General features: G+C 44.2%; 23 protein-coding genes. 10 read left to right on the plus strand and 13 right to left on the minus strand.

Annotated features, from left to right (window positions below):
- Positions 1 to 6: 6 nt before the first annotated feature.
- From fliM to C7Y69_RS04950, 13 genes are all read right to left on the minus strand, one after another.
- On the minus strand, positions 7 to 1,065 hold the full coding sequence (gene fliM, locus C7Y69_RS04890; protein WP_013785099.1) for a flagellar motor switch protein FliM: 1,059 nt from the start codon (positions 1,063 to 1,065) through the stop codon (positions 7 to 9).
- Positions 1,066 to 1,078: 13 nt separating this feature from the next.
- The gene (gene fliL / locus C7Y69_RS04895) at positions 1,079 to 1,615 is read right to left on the minus strand and encodes a flagellar basal body-associated protein FliL (protein WP_013785100.1); all 537 of its coding nucleotides are present in this window, start codon (positions 1,613 to 1,615) and stop codon (positions 1,079 to 1,081) included.
- Positions 1,616 to 1,765: 150 nt separating this feature from the next.
- Entirely contained in the window at positions 1,766 to 4,051 is a 2,286-nt protein-coding gene (locus C7Y69_RS04900; RefSeq protein WP_126871973.1) for a flagellar hook-length control protein FliK, read from the minus strand.
- 269 nt (positions 4,052 to 4,320) lie between these two features.
- On the minus strand, positions 4,321 to 4,767 hold the full coding sequence (gene fliJ, locus C7Y69_RS04905) for a flagellar export protein FliJ (protein WP_013785102.1): 447 nt from the start codon (positions 4,765 to 4,767) through the stop codon (positions 4,321 to 4,323).
- A 6-nt stretch (positions 4,768 to 4,773) separates the two neighbouring features.
- A complete protein-coding gene (fliI, locus tag C7Y69_RS04910; RefSeq protein ID WP_126871974.1) occupies positions 4,774 to 6,108 on the minus strand; it encodes a flagellar protein export ATPase FliI in 1,335 nt (444 codons plus the stop codon).
- Entirely contained in the window at positions 6,101 to 6,886 is a 786-nt protein-coding gene (gene fliH, locus C7Y69_RS04915) for a flagellar assembly protein FliH (protein WP_126871975.1), read from the minus strand. Before fliH ends, fliI begins: the two co-directional genes overlap by 8 nt.
- A gap of 87 nt (positions 6,887 to 6,973) precedes the next feature.
- On the minus strand, positions 6,974 to 8,014 hold the full coding sequence (gene fliG, locus C7Y69_RS04920) for a flagellar motor switch protein FliG (RefSeq protein WP_013785105.1): 1,041 nt from the start codon (positions 8,012 to 8,014) through the stop codon (positions 6,974 to 6,976).
- Positions 8,015 to 8,027: 13 nt separating this feature from the next.
- Positions 8,028 to 9,722 carry a flagellar basal-body MS-ring/collar protein FliF gene (fliF, locus tag C7Y69_RS04925; RefSeq protein WP_126871976.1) on the minus strand — a complete coding sequence of 565 codons (1,695 nt, stop codon included), beginning with the start codon at positions 9,720 to 9,722 and terminating at the stop codon, positions 8,028 to 8,030.
- A 12-nt stretch (positions 9,723 to 9,734) separates the two neighbouring features.
- Positions 9,735 to 10,064 (minus strand): flagellar hook-basal body complex protein FliE, encoded by a 330-nt coding sequence (gene fliE, locus C7Y69_RS04930; RefSeq protein ID WP_013785107.1) that lies wholly within the window; start codon positions 10,062 to 10,064, stop codon positions 9,735 to 9,737.
- A 392-nt stretch (positions 10,065 to 10,456) separates the two neighbouring features.
- Positions 10,457 to 11,797: a sigma-54-dependent transcriptional regulator gene (locus tag C7Y69_RS04935; protein ID WP_126871977.1), complete on the minus strand. Its 1,341-nt coding sequence runs from the start codon at positions 11,795 to 11,797 to the stop codon at positions 10,457 to 10,459.
- 18 nt (positions 11,798 to 11,815) lie between these two features.
- On the minus strand, positions 11,816 to 12,979 hold the full coding sequence (locus tag C7Y69_RS04940; RefSeq protein ID WP_126871978.1) for a sensor histidine kinase: 1,164 nt from the start codon (positions 12,977 to 12,979) through the stop codon (positions 11,816 to 11,818).
- Positions 12,980 to 13,111: 132 nt separating this feature from the next.
- On the minus strand, positions 13,112 to 14,563 hold the full coding sequence (locus C7Y69_RS04945) for a sigma-54 dependent transcriptional regulator (RefSeq protein WP_126871979.1): 1,452 nt from the start codon (positions 14,561 to 14,563) through the stop codon (positions 13,112 to 13,114).
- 155 nt (positions 14,564 to 14,718) lie between these two features.
- On the minus strand, positions 14,719 to 15,516 hold the full coding sequence (locus C7Y69_RS04950) for a flagellin (protein WP_126872080.1): 798 nt from the start codon (positions 15,514 to 15,516) through the stop codon (positions 14,719 to 14,721).
- 369 nt (positions 15,517 to 15,885) lie between these two features.
- On the opposite strand from C7Y69_RS04950, the gene pseF reads away from it, so the two are divergent.
- From pseF to C7Y69_RS05000, 10 genes are all read left to right on the plus strand, one after another.
- Positions 15,886 to 16,590, plus strand: coding sequence for a pseudaminic acid cytidylyltransferase (gene pseF / locus C7Y69_RS04955; RefSeq protein ID WP_126871980.1), 705 nt, complete (start codon positions 15,886 to 15,888; stop codon positions 16,588 to 16,590).
- A complete protein-coding gene (pseG, locus tag C7Y69_RS04960) occupies positions 16,587 to 17,666 on the plus strand; it encodes a UDP-2,4-diacetamido-2,4,6-trideoxy-beta-L-altropyranose hydrolase (protein ID WP_260563422.1) in 1,080 nt (359 codons plus the stop codon). Before pseF ends, pseG begins: the two co-directional genes overlap by 4 nt.
- The gene (gene pseI / locus C7Y69_RS04965) at positions 17,663 to 18,712 is read left to right on the plus strand and encodes a pseudaminic acid synthase (RefSeq protein ID WP_126871981.1); all 1,050 of its coding nucleotides are present in this window, start codon (positions 17,663 to 17,665) and stop codon (positions 18,710 to 18,712) included. Before pseG ends, pseI begins: the two co-directional genes overlap by 4 nt.
- Position 18,713: 1 nt before the next feature.
- Positions 18,714 to 19,637, plus strand: coding sequence for a nucleoside-diphosphate sugar epimerase/dehydratase (locus C7Y69_RS04970; RefSeq protein ID WP_126871982.1), 924 nt, complete (start codon positions 18,714 to 18,716; stop codon positions 19,635 to 19,637).
- Complete coding sequence (locus tag C7Y69_RS04975) at positions 19,637 to 20,566, plus strand: ATP-grasp domain-containing protein (protein WP_126871983.1); 930 nt, start codon at positions 19,637 to 19,639, stop codon at positions 20,564 to 20,566. Before C7Y69_RS04970 ends, C7Y69_RS04975 begins: the two co-directional genes overlap by 1 nt.
- Before the next feature lie 9 nt (positions 20,567 to 20,575).
- Positions 20,576 to 21,232, plus strand: a complete 657-nt coding sequence (locus C7Y69_RS04980) for an HAD family hydrolase (protein WP_126871984.1) — start codon at positions 20,576 to 20,578, stop codon at positions 21,230 to 21,232.
- A 173-nt stretch (positions 21,233 to 21,405) separates the two neighbouring features.
- Complete coding sequence (pseB, locus tag C7Y69_RS04985; RefSeq protein ID WP_126871985.1) at positions 21,406 to 22,407, plus strand: UDP-N-acetylglucosamine 4,6-dehydratase (inverting); 1,002 nt, start codon at positions 21,406 to 21,408, stop codon at positions 22,405 to 22,407.
- Positions 22,404 to 23,576 (plus strand): UDP-4-amino-4,6-dideoxy-N-acetyl-beta-L-altrosamine transaminase, encoded by a 1,173-nt coding sequence (gene pseC / locus C7Y69_RS04990; RefSeq protein WP_126871986.1) that lies wholly within the window; start codon positions 22,404 to 22,406, stop codon positions 23,574 to 23,576. The genes pseB and pseC overlap by 4 nt, the downstream gene beginning before the upstream one ends.
- A 110-nt stretch (positions 23,577 to 23,686) precedes the next feature.
- Positions 23,687 to 24,814 (plus strand): GDP-mannose 4,6-dehydratase, encoded by a 1,128-nt coding sequence (gmd, locus tag C7Y69_RS04995; RefSeq protein WP_126871987.1) that lies wholly within the window; start codon positions 23,687 to 23,689, stop codon positions 24,812 to 24,814.
- Positions 24,815 to 24,816: 2 nt separating this feature from the next.
- Complete coding sequence (locus tag C7Y69_RS05000) at positions 24,817 to 25,785, plus strand: GDP-L-fucose synthase family protein (protein WP_126871988.1); 969 nt, start codon at positions 24,817 to 24,819, stop codon at positions 25,783 to 25,785.
- Position 25,786: the final 1 nt, after the last annotated feature.

Consider the following 25,786-nt stretch of genomic DNA (forward strand, 5'->3'; position numbering starts at 1 on the left):
CTCACCTTACAGGTCTTCTTCGAGTACTTGCAGCTCGGCATCATTATCTATAATGCGCCCGCCGCGGGTTAATAATTGTAGCTCAGACTTCACAGAAGTCGGTCTTGCAATCTTTTCTACTATCTTCAGGGCTAAGTTATCTCGTGAGCGACCTAGCTTAGCTCTGAACGTAGGTAAATCTTCAATTAGCACAGTAATGGTTTCTGGCATTTCCACAGGAATAATTTCTCCTGGCTTAAATTCCATTACTTGGCGTAATGACACATCCACATCAAGCATGTGGGTTGTCAGTGCCACTTTTACGTCCATGATTTCATCGCGAAGTGCTTTACTCCAACGTAAATCAGTGTCTTCTTTATCACTTTGCACACCCGCATCTAGCAATTCGCGGATAGGCTCTAGCATTGAGTATGGAAGTGACACGTGGAAATCACCACCACCACCGTCAAGCTCTATATGAAACGAGCTAATCACCACCACTTCAGTGGGGCTCACAATGTTCGCCATCGCGGGGTTTACTTCTGAGTCTAAATACTCAAAAGACACGTCCATTACTGGCGCCCACGCTTCTTTATAATCTTCAAAAATAATTTTAAGCAGCATTTGAATAATACGCCGCTCTGTTGGCGTAAATTCCCGCCCTTCAATTTTTGCATGATAGCGGCCATCACCACCAAAGAAGTTATCTACCAGAATGAAAACCAAGCGGGCTTCCATGGTAATAAGGCCAGTGCCCTTAAGCGGGCGAAACCGCACCATGTTCAAGCTAGTGGGTACAAACAAGGTATGAATGTATTCACCGAACTTAATCATTTGAATACCGTTAATTGACACTTCCGCAGAACGGCGCATCATGTTGAACAAACTCACCCGCATGTGACGGGCAAAGCGTTCATTAACGATTTCCAGCGTAGGCATACGCCCACGAACAATCCTATCCTGTGACGAGAAGTCGTACTCTAGCGTAGAAGCATCGGAGTCGGCATCGCCAACCTCGTCTTCTTCTACATCGTCTACCCCGTGTAGAAGGGCATCGATTTCATCTTGAGATAATAAATCACTCACAGTTATCTACCTGTTATTGCATCACAAAACCAGTGAAGAGCACACGCTCAACCACATCACTTCCCGCGATGTCTTTAAGCACTTTTTGTACTTCAGTCACCGCTTGTTCACGCAGTTCAATTTTTCCTGCTTCAGTCACCAAATCATCGGCATTTGATGTACTAAAGACTTGCAGCAAAGTGCCTTCAATCAACGGTATGTGGGTTTTAGCCAACTCTTCATTGTCTGAGCCCCGCACTAGAAGCTGCACTTTAATTTGTACTAATCGGTCTCGACCTGTACCCGGAACGTTAAAAACGAAAGGGCGCGGCATAGCAACGTACAAGGCGGTACCTACTTCTGCGCTTCCGCCTGGGGCCGCGGCTTCAGTGGCGGCTTGCTCGTCGGTTTCGGCAAGTTGCTCTGCAGCTACAGGCTCTTCACCACCAGCGAATAAAAGAAAATAGGCTGCTGCACCACCGCCAACTAACACTACGGCGATAATAATAATCAGCATCATTTTGCCTTTCTTTTTACCACCTTCTTCAATCTGTAACTCTTCTTCAGCCATGTCTAATCCGTCAATATCCCACGAGGAACTCGTATTATCAGGCTTACGACGCAAATGGCAACGTAAGCCTGCATAAATTTGCAGTTCTTATAGCAGATAGCGCAATTGTACATCAACCCTACTTAAGTCTTTGCCTTCGCTATCAACCTACTAAGCGTAATAGTCTATACCGCCTTTCGCTTCCCTTGTGACAGACTGCTCTATCACCGTGGAACCCTCGTCGAACTCACCGTCGATATCTTGGCTAGGTACACCGTTACCTGCAAGTTGCTGGCCACTTCCATCACCATTTTGTGATGAGTTATCTTTACGCACTTCTGATTCACCTAAATTAATGCCTTGCTCTGCTAGCATATCTTTTAACCTAGGCATGGCATCGGCTAGTGCATCTTTAGCGTGCTGTGACTGCACAATGAAGCTCACACTGGCTGCATCACCCGATACATTCACTCGTACCTGCATACTGCCCAGTTCAGGCGGATCGAGCCTAATTTCTGCCATACTGTTTCGCGCATTCACCATCCAGCGAATTTTCTCATGCAATTGTTGCTGACCTTCAGGCTTTAAAATATTGACCGGTTTGTCAGCGCCCTCAAATTGAAGCTGAGCTTTGGTCGACTCCGCGCGAACTTGGTTGTTTTCATTCATGTGAGAATCGATACTGACGAGCTCACTTTGCAATGCTTGATGAGCGCTTTGCTGGGTGCCGTTTACCAATTGCATAAATTGGCCTGCGAGCGCATCAGTTTGCCCCGCTACATTTTGCATTTGTGTTTGTGTTAACCCTGCTTCAGACGCTGCATGGGCTACAAGTGCCGAAAGATCTATTCCTGGCTCACGCCCTTGAGCGACTTGTTGCTGAAACTCGTTTATGCCAGCAATCAAGTTAGACTTAACCGCTTGCTGTTGGGCTGCGGTTGTCGCAGTAGGTAATGATGCCGCTACGCGTTCGGCAAATGCTTCAGCCGCCTTTTGCGCACTTTCTGGTGACATCATCGCAATTGACTGCAATAAAGACTCGCCTTGGCTATCGGTAAGTATATCGCTAGCTTCTGTGGAGACTGTATCGATAGGATTGCTATTCGTTTGCGTTGATGCAGTAGATTGGCTTGAAACACCGTTGGCTAGCGCTGCATTTAGCGTCTCTTTGGTGTCAGTTTGCGCAGTAATTTGCTCTTGAAGAAGACTTAATACTAACGCCTCATCGGCACTCAAGGCTGGTTCATCTGCGGCTTCTTGTTCGACTAATAGCGCGTGCTCTGAGTTCTGTGTTTGAGCATCAGAACTTTCTTCGCCATTTTCGCTAGCATCACCTAAAAACTGCGCAAGCAGGTTAGCTAAGGGATCGACTTTTTCAGACTGCCCTGCATCGACATCGCTTGTTGCAGCGTTATCATTTGCTTTAGCCAATAAGGCCGCGGTGAGTGCTTTTACTACTTCTAAGGTTTCCCTACTAAGCCCTTCGCCTGCATCTTGACCAAGTTCCTCACCGGCTTGATTCTCTAGCAAGTTCATTAAATAAGCGGTTATTTCTGTTGCTGAGCTTGTATCAACATCCTCAGGAAGACTCGTTGAGGTTAATGTATCGTTTACTGCTGCATCGCTTTCGTTGCTGCCGTTATTTAACGCCAACGCACTTAGTACGTCTTCGCTCATCAACTCATCACCCGCTAGCAAAGCTTGTGCTGATTGCTTCGCAGCTAATTCGGCATCCTCTATCTCGCCAGCGTTTAATAAATCATCGATACTGGCCGTGTTACTGCTAGCTTCGGCATCTGAAGAAACCTCAGCGTCACTAGAAGCGCCTATCATTGATGTTACATACTCAATCCAGTCTGTGGAGCTTTCGCTATCCCCGCTTCCAATACTCGTTAACTCTTCGGGTGGTAAATCGATATGGCCGCCAAAGAAGTCTTTCTTATTATCGTTATTTTCACCGTTATTTAGGCCATCGTCTTTACCGCCTTTGTTTGCATCAGCGTCAATTCGACGTGCCTGCGCATCAGCAATGTCAGTATTTGCCGATTCATCCGTGTCTTCGCCAGGTGGGGTTACATCCCCCACTTCGCCTTTATTGCCTGTTTGGTCCGCTTGATCGCCATTTCGCGCTTGCGCTTCATCATCTTTTACCGGAGGTAAGTCAACATTTCCTTCCTCTGGGTCAACCGAGCGGTTATTAGCCGATTTCTTATCGATAGCAGGGTTTGCACTGTCGCTGACTGAGGCGCTGGTGTGTCGCGAGGAATGACTTTTGTTCTGGGCCTCGAGAGACTTTGCACTCGATTCTTTAGCTTGAATATACGCAGCTTCAAACGCGTTGTTATTCTGCGATGAATCATCTGCGCCCATGCCAGCTTCTACGGCTTTTGCCGTTGATGAAGCTGAAAAAGGCAATGCGGCAATGTCTGTTTTTTGTGCGGCAACTTGTTGCATCATATTTTTACCGTCCTGCTATGACTTTAAAAGTCAGAACCATGAAAACCCAGATTGAATCGTTTTATCTCTACATCCCCAGTGTCCGTGGGCTGTAGGCCGACACTTAACTTTAAAAAAGCTTCCGTATCAGTATTCAAATTAGGCGAATAAACACATTAATGACTAACGAATTTGCAAAGAGTGTTCCATTGTGGAGATTAAACGACGAGGTATTTAAAAAATCGAAAGGATTGAACGACTTGGGGTAAGTAGCAAATTGGACAAACTGACTAGAAGAATGTTTTTCCGCTTCTAAAAAATTTCTGTGTGGCAAATTCGTCCATCATAGCTTGCTCAGCCCTCGCCTCTTTTGCCACTTTAGCTAAATGGCGTTTATTAAGAAGCAACTCTACCGCTTTCACTTTTTGCTGCTGCTTAAGCCAAAGCTGCTTGCGTTGATCGGCAGCCATATTCGCTTGTGCTATCACATTCATTTGCTGTTCACAGGCTTTATCTAATTTGCCTACAAACGATAAATGCTGTTGGTAATGGGTAGCAGTCACACCCGCCTTTCCCGTTTGCTGAATGCCTTTTAAGTAATCAATTCTATATTGCTCGAGGCTGGTGAGCTTTTGTTTCTGCTGCATCACATTTTGCTGCGCTTGTTGGAACATTTGCGCAATGCGTTGCTCTCTTTCTCGTTCAAACTCAGCCAGACGCTCTAGTTGTTTAGACATAATTAATTACCCTTGTCCTAAGCCTTTCGCTAATGCAGCCATGCCCTCTAAACATTCATCATAAGGCAACACGTTCTTCATACCTTGCTGCAGGAACGCGTTAATTGCAGGCTCCGCTCGTATGGCTAAGTCGATACGAGGGTCTGAACCTTTGGCATAAGCACCAATAGAAATGAGGTCTTGGTTTTGTTTATAGTTTGAATAAACTTGCCTTACTCTGCGTGCCATTTGTTGATGTTCATCGCTGACCACCATAGGCATAACACGGCTAATAGAAGCTTCAATATCGATGGCGGGGTAATGACCGCTATCGGCGAGGGTCCGTGATAACACAACGTGGCCATCTAAAATAGCCCGTGCGGCATCGGCAATGGGATCTTGTAAATCGTCACCTTCGGTAAGTACCGTGTAAAAGGCGGTGATAGAACCTTGTTTCTCACTTCCGTTACCCGCCCTTTCTACCAATGCAGGTAATCGGGCAAATACCGAGGGCGGATACCCTTTTGTGGCGGGAGGCTCACCCACCGCTAATGCAATTTCACGTTGGGCCATGGCATAACGAGTAAGAGAGTCGATAAGCAGTAATACTTTTAAACCTCGATCGCGAAAGTATTCAGCAATGGTAACTGCCGTTTCGCAGCCCTTTAAGCGCATTAACGGTGAAGTATCAGCAGGCGCTGCTACCACTACCGCACGGGCACGCTCTTCTTCGGTTAAGATATCGTGGATAAATTCTTTTACTTCTCGGCCCCGCTCTCCCACCAAGCCAACCACAACCACGTCGGCTTCGCAGCCCCGGGTCATCATACCGAGTAAAACACTTTTCCCCACGCCACTGCCTGCAAAGAGCCCCATACGTTGACCTACGCCAACGGTATTCAATGCATTAATGGCGCGAACACCGACATCCATAGGTTGGGTAATAGCGCGGCGAATTAAGGGGTTAATAGGAGGCCGCGTAGTAGGTACGCGGGTTTCAGTTTGAATTTCGCCAAGGCCATCCAGCGGGTTGCCGTTACCATCAACCACACGGCCCAACAGCCCCATACCCACAGCAAGACCACTTTGTCGATTTAGCGGCATTACCCGACTTCCTGGCACTATGCCCCGTACGGCTTCGGTGGGCATGAGGTAAGTAATATCGGCGCCAAACCCCACCACCTCAGCCTCAATTTCACCTTCAATGGTTTGCACAAGGCACTGGCTACCGACTGGTAGTTGGCACCCAACAGCTTCCAGTGTAAGGCCTATGCCTCTGACCAGTTTACCTGCCGCCACAATAGGCGGCGATGACACTTGCTTCTGCAAGCTGTCGAAATGCGCATGCCAAGGGCTAGTCATCTGATAAACCCTGATTCACCATGAATTTATCAATGACATCGCGACAGCGGCGTTCAATGGAAACATCTACAGCGTTTTGTTCAGTGGCAATGTCACAGCCACCGCGCTCCATGGTAGGCGCTTCAATGAATTGCCACTCTTTCTCTTTCAACGTAGCTTCAGAATAATGTTCGGTTACTAGCGCTATATCATCAGGATGCATATGAATTTGATACCGAGTTTGATTAACCGGCAGAGCTTTCATTCCTTCGCTAAGGGCTTGTAAAATCACTTGATGATTCGACGTAATTTCGGTTTTAATCACCGATTTAGCAAGGGTCACTGCAAGCTTTACTAGCTGGTCGCGGGTTTCGTCGTTGGCTTGTGATAATGGTGTATGAAGCTTTTCGATAAGTTGCTGCCAGACTTCAACTTGCGCAGAAATTAAGCCCTTACCTTCTTCTAACCCTTGTTCAAGACCCTCAGCGTGTCCAGACTCACGCCCTTCACTAAGCCCCAACTCTAGGCCTTCGGCTTTTCCTTCTTCGAAACCTTGCGCTTTGCCTTGTCCGTAGCCTTCATCATGAGCAGCTTGTCTAATCGCTTCAATTTCTTGCGCAGTAGGAGGAAGAATTTCAGCTTCTTCCTCTTCCGGTGGCTCGTATTTCCAATCTGAACGGAAATTCAGCGCATTGGTTTTGTCTTTATCTTGTGGCTTTTCGGGCTGTTCAACGAAGGGCAAATCCCAAGGTTTTGCATCATTTAATTCGTCGTCGCTGAAGCCTTTATTTGATGACATCAATCTACCCAGGTAACGTTTATGAGGCCTTTGGAAAATTAACGCAAAGGCCTATTTTAACCACAATGGCGAATAATTAATGAAGGGTTATAAGAACTCTTCACCGCCTCCGCCGCCCAGCATAATCTCACCTGAATCGGACAGTCTTCTGGCAACAGAGAGAATTTCTTTCTGTGCGGTTTCAACTTCAGATATACGTACAGGCCCCAAGGCTTCAAGGTCGTCGTTAAGCATTTCTGCTGCACGCTTCGACATATTCTTCATGATCTTGTTCTTAAGCTCTTCATCGGCGCCTTTAATTGACTTAAGCAGCGCATCTTGTTGCACTTCGCGCAAGATAGCTTGAATACCTTTGTCGTCTACATCGACTAAGTTGTCGAAAACAAACATGAGATCTTGAATTTGCTGGCTCATCTCTTCGTCTTGTTCACGGATGGCATCCATCAACTGACCTTCAATAGCGGTATCAAGGTAGTTCATGATGTTCGCGGCAGATTTCAGGCCGCCCATTTTAGCCGCTTGCGTACCCGCTTGACCGGCGAACTGTTTCTCCATGATTTCGTTAAGCTCTTGCAGTGCAGCAGGCTGAACTTCTTCAAGGTTAGCAATACGCATTAACAAGTCTAGGCGCACTTTTTCTGGGAACTGCGCCAATATTTCGGCACTCTGCTCTGGCTCTAAATACGACAATACAATGGTTTGAATCTGAGGATGCTCGTTTCGAATGATACTGGCCACTTGCTTCGAGTCCATCCACTTCAACGAATCTAGGCCTTTCGCCCCACTTCCCATCAGAATTTGGTCAATTAAGTTAGCCGCTTTATCTTCACCTAATGCAGCAGTAAGCGCTCGCTTAACAAAGTCTTGGCTCTGGAAGCCGATGGTACTGTAGTTTTGAATCTCTTCAATAAAGTGTTTATGCACAGACGTAATCTTTGTCTGCGTCATATCATCCACTTTTGCCATCTCAGAGCCCAGCTTTTGAACTTGCTTTGGCTCAAGATGTTTTAATATTTGTGCAGCGTCTTCTTCAGACAAACTCAGAAGCAAAATAGCGGCTTTTTCAACCCCTTCTAGCTTACTGACGTCATAGGACGCTTCTTCAGTAGTGGCAAGTTCTTCAGCCATAATACGCTCTCACTTACTCATCTTGCATCAGCCAGCCCTTAACAACTTGGGCTGACAATTCAGGTTCGTTCGCAACCAGTGCACGAACCGCTTTTAATACATCTTCATCTTTATGTAAATCTGGCAACATTAGTGAGCCATCTGCCGCGAAGCCCACCTGACCTTCATCGAAGTCAGTAGATAGCATACTAATAGTTTCGTCACCAAGATCTAGGCCTTCATCTGCATCAAAGTCGTCAGCTTCTTTCGACTCATCAGGGTTAATCAAGCGACGTAGCATGGGTCTTATCACAAAGATGATAAGCACGATAATAACCAAACCACCAATGACTAGCTTGAGTATAGGCAAAAATGCGGGCTGTTCCCATATTGGCGCATCTTCAATAACACCATCATCCATACGAGTGAACGGAACACTCACCACTTCTAGCGAGTCGCCACGAGTCACATCAAACCCAACACCACCTTGTAGTAAACGGCGAATGTTTAATAACGCTTCTTGATTGCGAGGCTCTGCCGAGGTAGTACCATCTTCACCAGCAACTTGAAGATAGTCTACCGCCACCGATACACTTAACCTACGGATTACGCCACTTTGTTTTTTGGTATGACTAATGGTGGTGTCTAGTTCGTAGTTACGAGTAGATACTTTCGATGTGCTTCCTGGCAAAGTAGCTTGTGCGCCTGCTTCTGGATTTTCAGGAATATTCGAGTCTAACGGTGGTTGATTGCTTAGCGCGCCGGGAATGCCCATAGCACCACCACCCACACTATTTTGTTCATTGATCATTTCGCTGCGAACAGCTGGCAAATCGGGGTTATAGCTACGCTGAGTTTGCTCTAGTGCAGTAAAGTCCATACTCACATCCGCTTGCGCGGTGTAGTTACCAATTCCCAAAACAGGAATAAGAATAGCGTCAATTTTTTCTAGGTATTCTTGTTCGCGCTGTCTTTCAATTTCATATTCTTTTCGTGCTCGAGCACTTAGCGAGTCTTGTGAACCCGAATTTAGTAATCGGCCATTGCTATCGGTCACCGTTACCGCAGATGGCTCCATGTTTTGTACCGCTGACGCCACAATATCGATAACTGAGTCAACTTCCTCTCCCGCAATCACTTTGCCGCGCTTAGCGGTAAGTACTACCGTAGCCGAGGCTTTTTTCTCTCGGCGAGCAAATACGTTCTCTTTTGGCATAGCCAACAAAACGCGTGCTTTTTGTATACTTGAGATATCTTCAATAGTGGCGGCTATTTGTTGTTCACGGGCATGTTTCAAGCGTTCCATCTCTACCCGCTGACTTACTCCGAATCCCATGTCCTGCATGATAATATCGGTACCAGCATCAGAAGAGCCGGTTAAGCCCTGACGTGTCATACCCAAGCGTATAGTTTGAAATTCGTCACTTCGAACGTATACCGTGTTTCCCTCTAAACGATATTCAATTTGATTGGCGTCCATATAATCCAAGGTTTCAATAAGCTCTTGGGTTTCCATTTTTGCTAACGGACGAAAATCAGGCTCTTGCGCCCAAATTAATATAAAAACTGCAATCGCGACACAAATAACAAGCACTACCACTAGCGCCATCTGGCGCATCATGTCAGCACTGCCTAAGGTATCCATGAATCCTGATTTATTCTCAGGCTCGTTATCGTTCCCCATGGAAGGGTCGTTAACGGTTAAATTTGTGCCTGTTGCTTCAGCCATGACTTACTCCAACTACACCGGCATGTTCATAATGGTTTTATACGCTTCAAGCACTTTATTTCGTACTTGAACTGTGGCCTCAAAGGCTATGCCTGCTTTCTCTTTTGTAAGCATAACTTCGGCAAGGCTTAGTGACTTATCACCCATTTCAAACCGCTGCTGTAAATCTTTAGATTCTAATTGCATGCCATTAACCCCATCTACCGCTTGCTTAAGCATGGTAGAGAACTCGTTGGCCGAGGGATTAATCTCGTTTGATGGTTGAAGTTCGTTTGCAGGCATACGAGTTTGCCCAATCATGCTCTGCATTTCTTGGTATAAACTATTGGCTTTAACGTCCATAACCACTCCTTCGAATGTCGGTGGGGAATTGCCGCTTAACGACAATGCGCTTTAATTACTTATGCTTAACTATAAGCAAGCGGCAAGCCAACTTTAAAAACCATCTGAAATCAATTTAAAAACAATGAGTTATGTGGTTTTTCAAGGGAATTGCCAATTTTATGACAGAGAGGGGAGAATAGCGTCAAGAAAGTGAATGGACGTAAGATTATGTAAATACGCGATGCAAAAATGCTCGGTGGCAGCGCAGAAGGTCTCGCACGTTGCCGTGACGCCCAGTCCAAGCCAGTATAAATACAAGCACAACTGCAAGTACAATACTAAAAGCACAGCAGCTAAAGCGTTAAAAATAAGGGGCTAATCGCCCCTCATTATCAAACTAGTTTGAGATGTTAGGCCGGTAATTCAATCCCGTCTTCACGCATTCTGGCTAACTTATAGCGTAAGGTTCGAGGGCTGATACCCAATTTTTCCGCCACATCTTTACGCTTACCATTACATAGAGTAAGTGTATCAAGAATGATTTGATGCTCCTGCTGGCGAAGCTCTGAGCCTAAGCGACTATTGTCTTCTGGCTCATCCTGCTTTACTTCCATCTCATCATGCACAGCCATATCAATCATTAAGTCACCAGACTCTATACTGCCGTCTTCACACAGTATAAGTGCCCGCTGAATAACGTTTTCAAGCTCTCGCACGTTACCTGGCCATGTATATTGCGCCAATTTGTTTCGTGCAGCTGCACTGAGACGTACATTGCCTAGGCCTTGCACACTTGTGTGACGATTAATAAGGTGTTCCGCTAACGGTACAATATCACCTGGACGCTCTGCGAGCGGGCGCCATGTGATAGGGAAAACATTTAGGCGGTAATATAAATCTTCTCGAAAGTTTCCAAGCTCTACCGCTTTACGTAAATCTCGGTTACTGGTTGCAATCACCCGTACATCTAATTTAATCGTTTTACGTCCACCAAGCCGCTCTACTTCACGCTCTTGAATAACACGAAGTAGCTTTGCCTGAAGTGCTAAATCCATTTCAGTAATTTCATCTAATAGCAGTGTACCACCTTGGGCTTGTTCAAACTTACCTGGGCAAGCTTGAATAGCGCCGGTAAACGCGCCTTTTTCATAACCAAACAATGTCGCTTCAAGCATATTTTCAGGAATAGCTGCGCAGTTGATTGCCACAAAAGGTGCATCTGCGCGAGAAGACTGGTCGTGTATATAGCGGGAAAGTACTTCCTTACCAGAACCACTTGGCCCAAGCACCATCACGGTCGCTTCTGACTTCGCCACTTTTCTTGATAATTCGAGTAATTTTAAACTAGAAGGGTCAGCCACGATAGGCGTGCAAGATTCGACTTTTTGTGCAGGCGCATAGCGTCCAACAAGATTAAGTAGCACTTCAGGCGCGAATGGTTTGGACAGATAATCAGTAGCCCCATCTCGCATGGCCTGCACGGCATCATCGATGGTGGCGTACGCTGTCATTAATAACACCGGAAGTTGAGGGTATTTCGCCTTAATGCTTTTTAATAATGCTAGACCACTCATTCCACCCATTTGAATGTCACTTACCACGAGGTCTATCTTGCGCCCCGCTAAGACCATTAACGCAGCTTCGGCACAGTCGGCATCTACAACATCGTAATCGCCTAGTAATAAAGTGTCGTACAACGCTTCGCGTAATCCAGCATCGTCTTCCACGATAAGAATAGTTGTTTTAGACATTTCTAATTCTCCTAGCAATTAAGCGACATTTGAGTGAGGCTTATTGTGTTGCCCGATAGCCTGAGTGTTACAAGGCAATGCAAGCGTAAAGCAAGCACCTCCTTCATTAAGATTTACCACGCTAAGCGAACCGTTATGTGCTTTAGCTACCGATTTCACCACGGCTAACCCCAGCCCTGTGCCATGGGTTTTGGTGGTAAAGAACGGCTCGAATATTTTATTGATTAGGGTATTGGGTACACCTGGTCCCTTATCATTAACGCAAAGTAGCACCCTATCTTCATGTACTACTGCATTAACTGAAACCGTGTAGCCCTTAGGCGTAACTTGACTCGCATTTTGAATAAGGTTCAGCACAGCACCTTGCAGCGCGGTGAGATTCCCAGTGATAAGTGCATCTGTTGAATCGAAGCCATTAAAAGCAATTTTTTGTGCTTGCTGCGCAGTGATGGTTTGCGCATTAGGCTCTATGGCTTCTCGCAAGCTGGCAAGCGACAAGGTATTCACAACTTGTTGCTCACCAGACTTGGCGAACAACAGCATGTCATTAACTTGGCTTTCTAACTCTTTCAGTCTGTCTGTCATCTTTCGAGCAAATTGCTCAGATGCATGCTGGGGCAAATCTTTTCGCGTTAAATTGGAGGCATAAAGCATAGCGGCGGATAAAGGCGTTCGAATCTGATGCGCAAGGGATGCCACCATTTTGCCTAATGAAGATAAACGCTGCATATGGCTGACACTGGCTTGAAGCCGACGTGTTTCCGTCAAATCTGTAATAACAATCAACTGCCCTGGCTCGTCTTCAAGTGGCGTTATAGAAAGTTTAACGCGACGACCATCTACCAATGACACTTCATGACCATCGTCTGCACGAGGATTAAATGAGCGAGCAATGATGCTACGCCATATTTGTTCTTCTAACGGCTCACCCAGCAATGCCTTAGCTAAGTCATTGGCTTGACGTACAACCCCTTTACCGTCAATAACGATGACGCCTGCCGGCATGACTTGAAGCAAGTTTTCCAAACGACTGGCTTGGCGACGAAGTGAGCTCACTTCTGCTTCACTCACATACGACGGCGTTGTAGCCTCAAGCGCATGCTCGACACTAGGCACATCATAAGATGAAGTGAATTGTTCAGAAGATGAAGTACTGCTGTCGTGTGTGCTATCAAAAATCATATGGCTCTCGTCAATTTAAAGACGGTTTGTGTATATGATTTTATATAGCAGAAGCCATGCCAGTTTTTTAGATTATATTTATCAGATAGTTACGATAAATTAAGGCAGAAGTTTAACGTCAGGTAATTGACGTTAAACTTCTTCCATACGCTGAATATCGTACTTACGCATTTTCTCAACAAGGGTAGTTCTGCGCATTCCGAGCTTATCTGCAGCGCGAGCTACGACCCACTCTTGTTGTTCTAAGGCTTGGCGAATGAGGGTGATTTCAAGCTCAGAAAGATACTCTTTTAGATTAACCCCTTCTTCTGGAAGTGAGGAGGAAATTGGCAAGCTAGACTCTTCTTGTGGTTCATCATACGGGTCTTGCGAAGCTGATTCTGCGAAAAGCGCATTAAATGCGTCTCGCTCTAGCAACTCTTCAGGGTAATCCGGTTCGTACGCTTGAATTTCACCGTACTGGTATTTCTCTGGAAGGTCGGCCACATCAACGATTTGACCGGGATAAAGTATACTCAGGCGCTCAACTAGATTCGATAGCTCACGAACATTACCCGCCCAATTATGCTCCATTAAAGATTCTATTGCGCGTTCTGTGAACCTCACACTATCTACACCATCCCCTTGAATACGGCTGTTGAGTTCTTGCAGCAGTAACGGGATGTCGTCTTTTCGTTGACGTAATGCAGGGCTATCGATAGGGAACACGTTTAAGCGGTAGTAGAGATCTTCACGAAACTTATCTTCTTTGATCATAGTTTCTAGATGACGATGGGTAGCCGCAATAATACGAACATTGCATTGTTGAGGCTTGCTACCACCTACTCGCTCGTAAATACGCTCTTGCAGTACCCGAAGCAGTTTGACTTGCATCTGCAACGGCATGTCGCCAATTTCATCTAGAAATAATGTTCCACCCTCGGCTAATTCAAAACGGCCTTTTCGAGCACTTATAGCCCCAGTAAACGCGCCTTTTTCATGACCAAACAATTCACTTTCAAGAAGCTCGCCGGGAATAGCACCGCAGTTAACAGGAATAAAGGGGCCATCTTTACGTTCTGACAAGAAATGTACATTACGTGCCACCACTTCCTTACCTGTACCAGACTCCCCCAAAATTAGCACTGTTGCCTCTGTTGGAGCCACTTGCTCTACCAACCTACGCACAATCTGAATTTCGTCGCTTTTACCCACCAAACTTCTAAACAGGCGAGTTTTAGACCCACCAGCGCGGGTTTTACCCGGCTTTCTGCGGCTGTATTCTTGGCATCGGTGAATTGATTGCGTAAGTACTGGGTAAGTAAGCGGTAAGGTGATCACGCTGACTAAATTGCACGACGCGGCCACTTCGCCATTTGAATGTAAAATGGCAACAAATGGTATGTGTGGAAAACGAGCAACCAGTGAATTCACCACTGACGGTGACGCGTACTCAATAAGTACCGCATCTGCGCCCTTTTCTTTCAGGTAACTTTCACAGTCAGAAAGCCCTCGTGACTGACACGACTCTCCCAAAAAGGTGACTATGGTTTCTAAGCTATGAATTAGTTCCTGGCTATCACTAACCAGCAAAATATCCTTCATCAAATCCCCGAGAACGCTTTGTTATTATTTACAGTTTAGCGCATTTGTAAATTGTAACGACAAAAGATCGCAGCGCAACTGGTGTTTTCGGAAATGTAGCAATAAAAAAAGCAGGATTCCCTGCTTCTTTCGAATAACTCACTCAAATTTAATGTTTAACTGAGCAACGCTAAAACCTGCCCTTGCTGCTGATTCGCTTGGGCTTGAACCGTTAAAGCAGCTTGTCCTTGCACATCATTTGCCGCTTGTTGAGAGCTAGCTTGAGCGTAATCTAAATCTTGAATTCGACTACGTGCTTCTGCGGTGTTCACATTGGATTGGGTTAAATTTCGAGCAGTACTAGCCAAACTATTTTGCGTAGCGCCTAAATCACCACGTGCGCCACCCAAAATTTCAATCGCTTCGTCGGTAGCATTTAACGCATCATCAATACTGCTACCAGAAGTTAAATCGATAGAAAGTACGTCCGATAGTTGGCTACCAATATCTTGGGTTTTAACATCAACTGAGTTGCCACCATTCGCCCCAACTTGAAAACTCAACGCGCCATTGTCAGACAACAAGGGTTTACCAGCAAAATTGGTTTGTTCAATGGTAAAGCTGATGTTCTCTTGAAGCTGTGATATTTCAGATTGCAGTGCTTGACGGTCGCCGTCGCTTAACACACCGTTACCAGACTGAATAGTAAGCTCGCGTATACGATTTACATCATCGTTAATGGTGCTTAAACCGCCTTCAGCGACTTGAGCTAACGAAATGCCATCATAAACGTTGTTCACCGCTTGGCGATTACCCTCTACTTCAGAGGTGAGGCGGTCGATAATTTGCTGGGCAGCTGCGCCGTCTGAAGCGCTATTAATTTCTTTGCCGGACGCAAGTTTTTCCAAAAGCGTATTTTGCTTTTCTTGTACTTGGTTCAGCAAAGAACTTACACCGCCATCTACGATTTGCATAAAGTCGTCTCCAATGATCTCTTGCATAGATAATAGCATAGAAACGGTCAACATCTAACCGATTCAAAAGTATTACCAAACATACCTGTATGTGGAATTAGATAATCGTAACGTCAATTCTTTTCGCGACAAACGCTTAAATGGACAGCAAACACACTATTTTTTATAATTACCAATTACGTAAAATGGAGGTCCAATCAACACTAATTTGAATTCTGACGTGTTAACATGTCTGTTAGTATAAACAAATTCAACTTTTTGCAACGTGTAAATCGTAAAGTTAAACAGTACTCGGCCGATGTAAATACAGGTTTGTTCCGCTCAAAGAGAAAATGGGCGCAGATTTGTTAAAAAAGATGGTGAAAAAGTATGAATGTTGCAGTCATTCCGGCTCGAGGCGGCAGTAAGCGAATTCCTCGTAAGAATATCAAAAATTTTTGCGGTAAACCTATGATCGCTCACGCTATTGAGAACGCACTTACTAGCCAATTCATTGATAAGGTTGTGGTCTCCACCGATGATGATAATATCGCCGATGTTGCGTTGCAGCATGGCGCTGAAGTTCCATTTCTACGTCCGAAAGAACTAGCCGACGATTATACTGGCACAAGCCCCGTTGTAAGACATGCGATTTCAATGCTAATGGATTTAACGTGGCCCATTAATAATTGCGCATGCATTTATGCTACTTCTCCTTTGCTTTCACCCTCAATAATAAACTCTAGCTACAAAACACTCATTAATACGCCAGAAGTGGATTATGTATTTACTGCTGCAAGATTTTCGTTTCCCATTCAACGGGCGATATTACAAACTGAAAATGGTGGTGTAAAACCTTATGATTCGTTTGGGATTACTCAACGATCTCAAGATTTACCACCCGCTTTTCACGATGCCGGCCAGCTCTACTGGGGTCATTATTCGACATGGCTCAATACTAACAAGCATATTTTCGGTGCTAATTCAAAAATGGTAGTAATGCCAGACCACCTTGTTCAAGATATTGATACACCAGAAGATTGGAAGAGAGCAGAATTACTCTACAAGCTAATTAACGACGAGAATGCCCAGTGAAAATAGCATTTCGTGTGGACGGGTCTACTACAATGGGATTCGGCCATATCATGCGCTGTTTAGCTTTGGTAAAACAACTAAAGCAAGAGCACGACGTTTATATTTTATCCAGCGCACTTCCCTTAAATGTCACCGCACAAATAGATGCTGCGGGAGCCACATTAATTTCGGTTAACATTGAAAATGTAGATTTTGGTGCTATTGATGACGCTGACAACGAACAATTAGAAGCCATGCAGAAGCTGCACGCAAAAGATTGTTTAGCAGACTTCAATGAACAACTGGATTTATTATTCGTCGACCATTATCAGTTGTCAGCCCCCTTTTGCTATATTATGCGCTCAAAAATAAATACGATTGTTGTAATAGATGATTTGGCCAATCGCGTTCACAACTGCGACGTACTTATTGATACAAATTTCTATCACGATTATCAAACACGCTATAACGGATTAATTCCGTCTCATTGTCATACCCTACTTGGTCCAACGTATGCTTTCTTACGAAGCGAATTTTTCTGCATTGACAATAGAATACGCGCAAACAATCATTTTTTAGTCTGTTTTGGAGGGAGTGATCCTATTAATTTGACCGAGCGAGTGGTCGATATTTTAACAACATTAAAGTCATCCCCCTTCACTGCCGATATCATTGTAGGTCCGGGATATAAGCACATCAACAGTCTGCGGCTTAAAATTCAAAGCCTTGTTGGTGTAAACCTTCACCAAAATTGTACGTACATGAGTTCGTTAATGCAGGGGGCCAGTTTTATGCTTGGCGCTGGCGGAAGTATGCACTGGGAACGAGCAAAATCGGGTGTAGCTGGGCTTATAATAACCCTTGCAGACAATCAGATAGAAACGACTCGCGCATTACATGACAGCGATTGCTGTTTATGGCTCGGCGGTGAGAATGAATTAGCAGATGATCATATATGTAAAGCAATTGAAAAAGCGTTGCACTCACCTGACCAAATGCGCTACTTAGCATCCAATGCTGCTAAACTCGTTGAACCAAATCAATCTCCATCCTTTGTGGTGGACACAATATTAGAAATAGTTAAGAGGTATTCATGAAGCCAATCTCTATCGGTGACTTTCAAATTGGTCGAGGGCTAGCGCCTTTTGTCATTGCGGAAATGTCAGGTAACCATGGCCAATCTCTTGAAAAAGCTTACAAGTTAATAGACGCCGCAGCTGAAGCTGGCGCACACGCGATTAAATTTCAAACCTACACTCCAGACACCATCACACTAGATTGCCACGAGGGTGAGTTTTTCATCGAAGATCCTAATAGTTTATGGAAAGGAAATTCGCTATATAATCTTTATAAAGAAGCCATGACACCCTGGGAATGGCATAAAGAGCTTTTTGACTATGCCAAAGAAAAAGGGTTGATGGCATTTAGTACTCCCTTCGATTTAACTGCCGTGGATTTTCTCGAAACATTAAACCCACCTTGCTACAAGGTAGCCTCATTTGAAAATACTGACCATGCTATTTTAGCCGCTGTGGCAAAAACCGGTAAGCCCGTAATAGTCTCAACGGGTATGGCAAGCCAAGCAGAAATTGCTGAATCGGTAGATGTACTCAAAAATAATGGATGTCGCGATCTCATACTGCTTAAGTGCACGAGTAACTATCCTGCCAACCCAGTTGATGCAAATCTTAAAACCATTCCTCACCTAAGCGAGCTTTTTGATTGCCAGGTTGGACTTTCCGACCACACACCGGGGGTTGGAGTAGCGGTTGCTGCAGTGGCTCTTGGGGCTACAGTGGTTGAAAAACATTTCGTTCTAGACCGAACTGGAGGTGAAGTGGATGCTGAGTTCTCTTTAGAACCCCATGAATTAAGGCTTTTGGTAGAGGAAACTGCTCGCGCCGCCGTAGCAATAGGGGGGGTAAGTTACGGCGCAACAGAGAGAGAGAAAGCATCGTTAGTGCATAGACGCTCTCTTTACATTGCTGAAGATTTAAAAGCAGGTGATACGCTAAACGATGAAAATTTACGCTCTGTACGTCCTGGACTAGGCTTACCACCCAAATACTTACCTTTATTGTTAGGCAAAAAAATTAACAAAGATGCTGCAAAGGGCACACCAATGAGCTGGGAGCTTCTTTAGCATGAAGGTTATTTTGTTTGGTGCAGGTAAAGGTGGTGAGAACTTCATCTTACAGCATCCTCAAATGAATATTGTTGCCATTGCTGATAACGATGAAAGTAAGCATGGAAAAACCGTACTGCGTATTCCCGTCATATCACCTGTAGAAATCCAAAATGAAAACGTTGAGAGCATTATCATTACAAGCCAATGGGTTGACCAAGTTTACCGACAGCTCACCAACGATTTAGGTTTCTCAGCATCTCTTATTACCATTCCAAACAAACAAGCAGTAAAGGCCGAACTTCCCTTCCAAGACAAACAAACGAAAGTGTTTGCGCAAGATTTGCTGAAGTTTATTAATCAATATTGTAGAGAAAAAGGAGCCCCAGCGTGTTTAGACTCGGGAACACTCTTGGGCGCAATGAGAGACGGCGACCTGATTTCTTGGGATGATGATATCGACCTTGCAATTGACCCCTTTAGCTTTAGTGTTTTAATCAATCACCTCCCTGAAATGATTGAAAAACTGAGCACTAAATTTGATGTTGAATGGCAAGTAATTGTGATTACTGTAAACGGAAGACAATCATGTATTAATGTAGAGTTTTTAAATAGTGAGGGTACGGCGTTCATCCCCTTCGATTTAAGTATTCAATTACGAGAATCAATTAACGGATCTTCAGAACTAATATCATCCGGTGGATTATTTTTTGCGCCAGCCCGTCATTTTGATAATCTAGATACTATTCTATTTCTTAATGAAGAGTTTTTCGTTCCCCACGACCCGTCGTCGTTTCTGACATTTATGTACGGAAACTGGAAGACACCTAAAAAAACAACGCAAATTACTGAGTATGAAAATAGACGCGCGTCTTTACCTAGCCCGAAAGGTGGTATTAAGGTAGAAAAACGCATTTTTTGTCTAAATGGCGAACGACGCTAGTGAATGTTTTATTAAGCAGCGCAAATAACAAAGTCCCTTTGTTAAAGGCTTTGCAAAATGCTGTCAAACGAATTGTCCCAGACGGCATAGTCACTGCGGGAGATATAAACGCAAAAGTATTGACGCGTTATTTTAGTGATGCTTTTTGGCATATGCCTAGTACTACTGAAAGCAACGTTTCTCATATTATTTCGGAACTCGTACGCTTAAACATTACCCATGTGTTACCTACTCGCGATGGTGAGTTATTGTTTTGGGCGAGATTGAAGCCCAAACTCAAAACCTTGAATATCGCAGTTCTGGTATCCGACCCTAGCGTTGTCGAAGTATGTTTAGATAAGTTGGCTTTTGGCCAACTGCCTATATCGTCAGTCATTCCCACTTACGATAGACTACCAGAAGGCGACAACTCAGAATGGGTTGTTAAAGAACGATATGGTGCAGGCAGTCAAAGCTTAGGGATAAAACTTGCTACCAACAATGCCTTAGCCCACGCAAATGAGCTAACCAACCCGATATTCCAGCCTTATTATAATGGCCAGGAAATAAGCATTGATGGGTGGCTCACCCACGACAGTAAAGTAAAAGCATTGGTTTGTCGCGTCAGAGACATTGTGGTCAATGGTGAATCTCAAGTGACTTACACCCTGCCCGATTGCCCATTTGAAGATGTATTTACTGACATTTTAGAGGCGTTAAAGCTGACAGGCCCGGTAGTACTTCAAGCAATAATCAGTGAAAACACGGCCTGGATCATAGAGTGTAACTCTCGATTTGGTGGAGCATCTACCTTAGGAATTCAAGCTGGGGTAGATAGCTTGTATTGGAGCCTATGCGAATCGTCTGGAATAAATATTACAGACATTGAGGTTAAAATGGCTACCAAAAGCGTCAGGCAAGTTAGAGTTGCTGTGGATTTTTATTTATGAATAAACTGTATGATTTATATTTTTGATCTGGATGACACCTTATACGACGAACGCCAATATGTGGAATCAGGGCTTCGTGCTGTGGCAAATTATGTCGAATATAAGTGGCAAGTCGAAAAAATAGCAGGGTTCGATCAACTCATCAACTTGCTAGATAGGAATGGTAGGGGCCGAATATTTAACGATTACTTAGCCAAAAACAACATTCCTGCGACTAAAAAGAACGTAAAGGAGTGCGTAACAGTTTACCGCCTTCACAAACCGGTGTTATCCATGGCGCAGCAACACTTGCAATTGTTGCACGAGCTACCCAAGCCACTCTATCTTGTTACAGATGGGAATAAAGTGGTGCAAGCGAATAAAGTCGAAGCCTTGAATATTCGTCACCTTTTTAAGCGTATTTTTATTACTCATCGGTTTGGCGTAAAGCACGCTAAGCCTTCAACTTACTGCTTTGAGAAAATTAGGCTCGCTGAGGCCTGTGACTGGAATGATATGGTTTACGTGGGAGATAATCCCGCAAAAGACTTCGTAAATTTGAATCGACTTGGGATGCACACAGTAAGAGTGCTTACTGGAGTGCATAGAAGCGCCGTAGCTAAACCCCTTTATGATGCACATTACACGGTTAAACACATCACCGACCTCAGGTCGCTAGAGGTCTAACGGATAGACTCTCCGTTACATTAATTATCGCCTTAAATATCTACGATTTTGACCGTAATATAGAACTTTAGACGGTTTATTACTCGTATAAGTCTATACTTCCTAAAGCTTTATGGCATTCGTGCCGACAAGTGATATATTGTATTTATAACCATAAAAACAGCGAGCAAGCCATGTTCGACGGAAAATCGATTCTCATTACAGGTGGAACGGGTTCATTCGGCCATAAATACACTGAAACCTTGTTAGCGAAACACAAACCAAAACGTCTAATCATTTATTCTCGAGACGAGCTAAAACAGTTCGAGATGCAGCAGAAATTTAATGCACCATGTATGCGTTACTTCATTGGCGATGTGCGTGATAGAGAGCGACTCAATCGTGCAATGCAAGGTGTAGATTTTGTTATTCATGCTGCGGCCATGAAACAGGTGCCTGCGGCTGAATATAATCCCACCGAGTGTATCCGTACCAATATCGATGGCGCTGAAAACGTTATAAATGCAGCCATTGATAACAACGTTGGCAAAGTCATCGCCTTGTCTACAGATAAAGCTGCCAACCCCGTTAATTTATACGGCGCAACAAAACTCGCATCAGACAAACTTTTTGTTGCCGCAAACAATATTGTGGGCGAAGGTTCTTCGCGATTTTCAGTAGTTAGATATGGCAACGTGGTAGGCTCGAGAGGCTCTGTAGTGCCGTTTTTTGATAAACTTATTGCGGAAGGTAACGACCACATACCTGTAACACACAAAGATATGACGCGATTTTGGATAACCTTACAGCAAGGTGTCGATTTTGTACTTAAAAACTTTGAGCGAATGTTAGGAGGAGAGATTTTTGTCCCTAAAATTCCATCTATTCGAATTGTTGATCTTGCTAAAGCGATGGCACCAGATACGCCGATAAAATATGTCGGTATTCGCCCCGGAGAGAAACTACACGAGATGATGTGTCCTGGAGATATGTCACTTCACACGTTCGAGTTTAATGACCACTATGTTATCGCGCCGGCAATTAAATTTTTCCATAGAAGTAACAACTTCACCAGCAATGCACTAGATGAACAAGGGAGGCCGGTGGAGTCGGGTTTTGAGTACGTTTCTGATACCAACGGTCACTTCCTTAGTATTGAAGAAGTCGCCCAATTCAACGAGGAAGCTAAGCTTTGATACCTTATGGGCGTCAGCAACTTGATGACGATGATATCAACGCAGTTTTAGATACGCTTAAGTCTGATTGGCTAACACAAGGCCCTACAATACCTAGATTTGAAGAGGCGTTAGCTAATTACTGTGGCGCAAATTATGGCATAGCGGTTAATAGTGCTACGTCGGCCTTACATATTGCCTGTTTGGCGTTAGGCGTTGGTGAGGGCGATAGCGTTTGGACATCGCCTAACTCTTTTGTTGCTTCATCTAATTGTGCTCTTTATTGCGGCGCCAGCGTTGACTTTGTCGACATTGACCTTGAATCAGGCAACATGAGTATTGACGCTTTAGAGACTAAACTCGAAAAAGCAAAAATTAATGGTACTGTCCCAAAAGTCATAATTCCTGTGCATTTTGCGGGTCAACCATGCGACATGGCTCAGATTCATGCGCTATCTGAATCCTATGGGTTTCATATTATTGAAGACGCCTCACATGCTGTTGGTGCGAAATACAAAGGTGATTTTGTAGGGTGCGGTAAATATGCTGACATCTGTGTGTTTAGCTTTCATCCGGTAAAGATTATTACTACGATGGAAGGCGGAATGGCGCTGACCAATAACACCGAAATCGCTGAGAAAATGCGTATGTTACGGAGTCACGGTATTACTAATAATCCGACTTTGATGACAGAGCCCAGTCACGGCCCATGGTATTATCAACAAGTGGACTTGGGTTTCAATTATCGCATGACCGATGTAGAAGCAGCATTGGGCCTAAGTCAATTAAAAAAGCTGCCTAGCTTTCTAGAAAAACGCAACGCATTAGCGCAGCAATACGATGAACTTTTTTCTGCCCATGACAATATAGTCCCATTAAAGCAGCGCAGCGATGTTGACAGTAGCTACCATCTCTATGTAGTAAGAATACTTGGCCTCAACGATGAAGAAAAAGCGGTTCTTGTGTCTCAACTCAGGGCAGCAGAAATTTTCGCACACGTGCACTATATCCCAATTCATTTGCAGCCTTACTACCAGAACTTAGGTTTCAGTCAGAGAGACTTCCCTAATGCAGAACGTTATTATGAGCAAGCTATCACGCTTCCATTGTTTCCTGAATTATCCCTTAATGATTTAACCTATATCGTCGATACAATTACTAAGTATGTAGACAACATTTATAGCCGTTAAAAATGTATTGGATTATCTAGTAAAGCTTCAACTTTTCATAACGATAGTAAAATCAATATTCAACGTAAGTAAAAAGGCAAAATACTGATGAGTTTTAATAAGGTGAAAGGATGAACTTGCAAAAGGTAGCGTTTATCACAGGCATAACGGGTCAAGACGGCTCCTACCTCGCAGAGTTGTTACTTGAAAAAGGCTATAAAGTACATGGAATCAAACGCCGTTCATCGCTTTTTAATACTCAACGAATAGACCATATTTACCAAGGACCTCAAAAACAAAATAGAGATTTCATCTTACATTATGGCGATTTAAGCGATAGCTCCAATCTTGTCCGACTCATTCAACAAATTCAACCAGATGAAATTTATAACCTAGGCGCTCAAAGTCATGTCGCGGTTAGCTTTGAATCACCAGAATACACAGCCGACGTTGATGCTCTGGGTGCCTTAAGAATACTAGAGGCTATAAGGCTTTTGGGCTTAGAAAAAAAGACGCGCTTTTATCAAGCATCTACCTCTGAGCTATACGGGTTAGTACAAGAATCACCTCAAAAAGAAAGTACACCGTTTTATCCACGCTCTCCCTATGCGGTCGCTAAACTGTATGCTTATTGGATAACAGTGAATTATAGAGAATCGTACGGTATATATGCCTGCAACGGAATTTTGTTTAATCATGAATCACCAAGACGGGGGGAAACTTTCGTTACCCGAAAAATTACCAGAGGCTTAGCTAACATTGCACAAGGTCTAGAGTCATGTCTTCATATGGGAAATATCGACGCGCTTCGAGATTGGGGACATGCTAAAGACTACGTGTATATGCAATGGCTCATGTTACAGCAATCCCAACCAGAAGATTTTGTGATTGCCACAGGGCACCAGTATACAGTGCGTGATTTTATTCAGTGGACCGCCAATGAACTTGGTATTGAAATAGCGTTTAGAGGCGAAGGTATAGACGAAATTGCTATAGTAACTAATGTTAATGGCGAAGATGCACCAGCAGTGAAAGTGGGTGACATCATCATGCGAATTAACCCTAAGTACTTTAGACCCGCAGAGGTTGAAACCTTGCTTGGTGATGCCAGTAAAGCGCGAACAAAGCTTGGTTGGAAACCAGAAATTGACGCATACACACTATGCAAAGAAATGACGCAGCACGATTTGACTGAAGCAAAGCGCCAAGCATTCTTAAAGCTGAATGGTTTTCACTTCGACGCATTGAGAGAAGAATAGAAATGGTCTCTAAAAATATCTTCGTCGCGGGTCACCGAGGTATGGTAGGGCGCGCACTTTGCAGAAAGCTAGATAGTATGGATGGTGCAACCATTGTTACTGCAAGTAAGGATGAGCTAGATCTCACTCATCAAGAAAGCGTTATTTCATTTTTCGAAAATAATCAAATTGACGAAGTTTACCTTGCGGCAGCGCGAGTTGGAGGCATACATGCTAACAATGCCTTTTCAGGTGAGTTCATTTATCAAAACTTAATGATTCAGACAAACGTAATTCATTCTGCTCATCTGAATAATGTGCAAAAACTATTGTTCCTTGGTTCAAGTTGTATATACCCCAAGTTTGCAAGCCAGCCTATACGTGAGGACGCGCTGTTAACAGGGCAATTAGAATCCACCAATGAAGCTTATGCAGTGGCAAAAATTGCAGGTATCAAGCTTTGTGAAAGCTACCGGCGGCAATATGGTAGAGATTATCGTAGTGTTATGCCTACAAATTTGTACGGACCGTACGATAACTTTCACCCTCAAAATGGTCACGTTATTCCAGCGTTGTTTCATAAATTTTACCAAGCAATACGCGATGATGCTCCCTATGTTGAGATTTGGGGTAGCGGAAAAGTAAGGAGAGAGTTTCTTCACGTAGATGATTTGGCTGAGGCATGTCAACATTTGATGAATCAAGATGAACTCACGTTCTGGGATAGCCTTGATACTCATTGTTCCCACATCAATGTTGGAACAGGTACTGATTGCTCAATAAGAACATTAGCTGAAATGATTCAACGAATCTCGAATTTCAAAGGAAGTCTAAAATTTGACGAGACTAAACCTGAAGGAACACCCGTGAAGCGCCTAAACGTAGAGAAAATTAACGGGCTAAAATGGCAAGCCTCACATAGCTTAGAAGAAGGCCTTCAACAAGTTTGGGATTGGTATTGCCACCAGCTAAATGATTCATTTAGCTGTTGAT

Origin of the sequence: Alteromonas sp. KS69 (genome assembly GCF_003989595.1) — a bacterium.
GTDB lineage: Bacteria > Pseudomonadota > Gammaproteobacteria > Enterobacterales > Alteromonadaceae > Alteromonas > Alteromonas naphthalenivorans.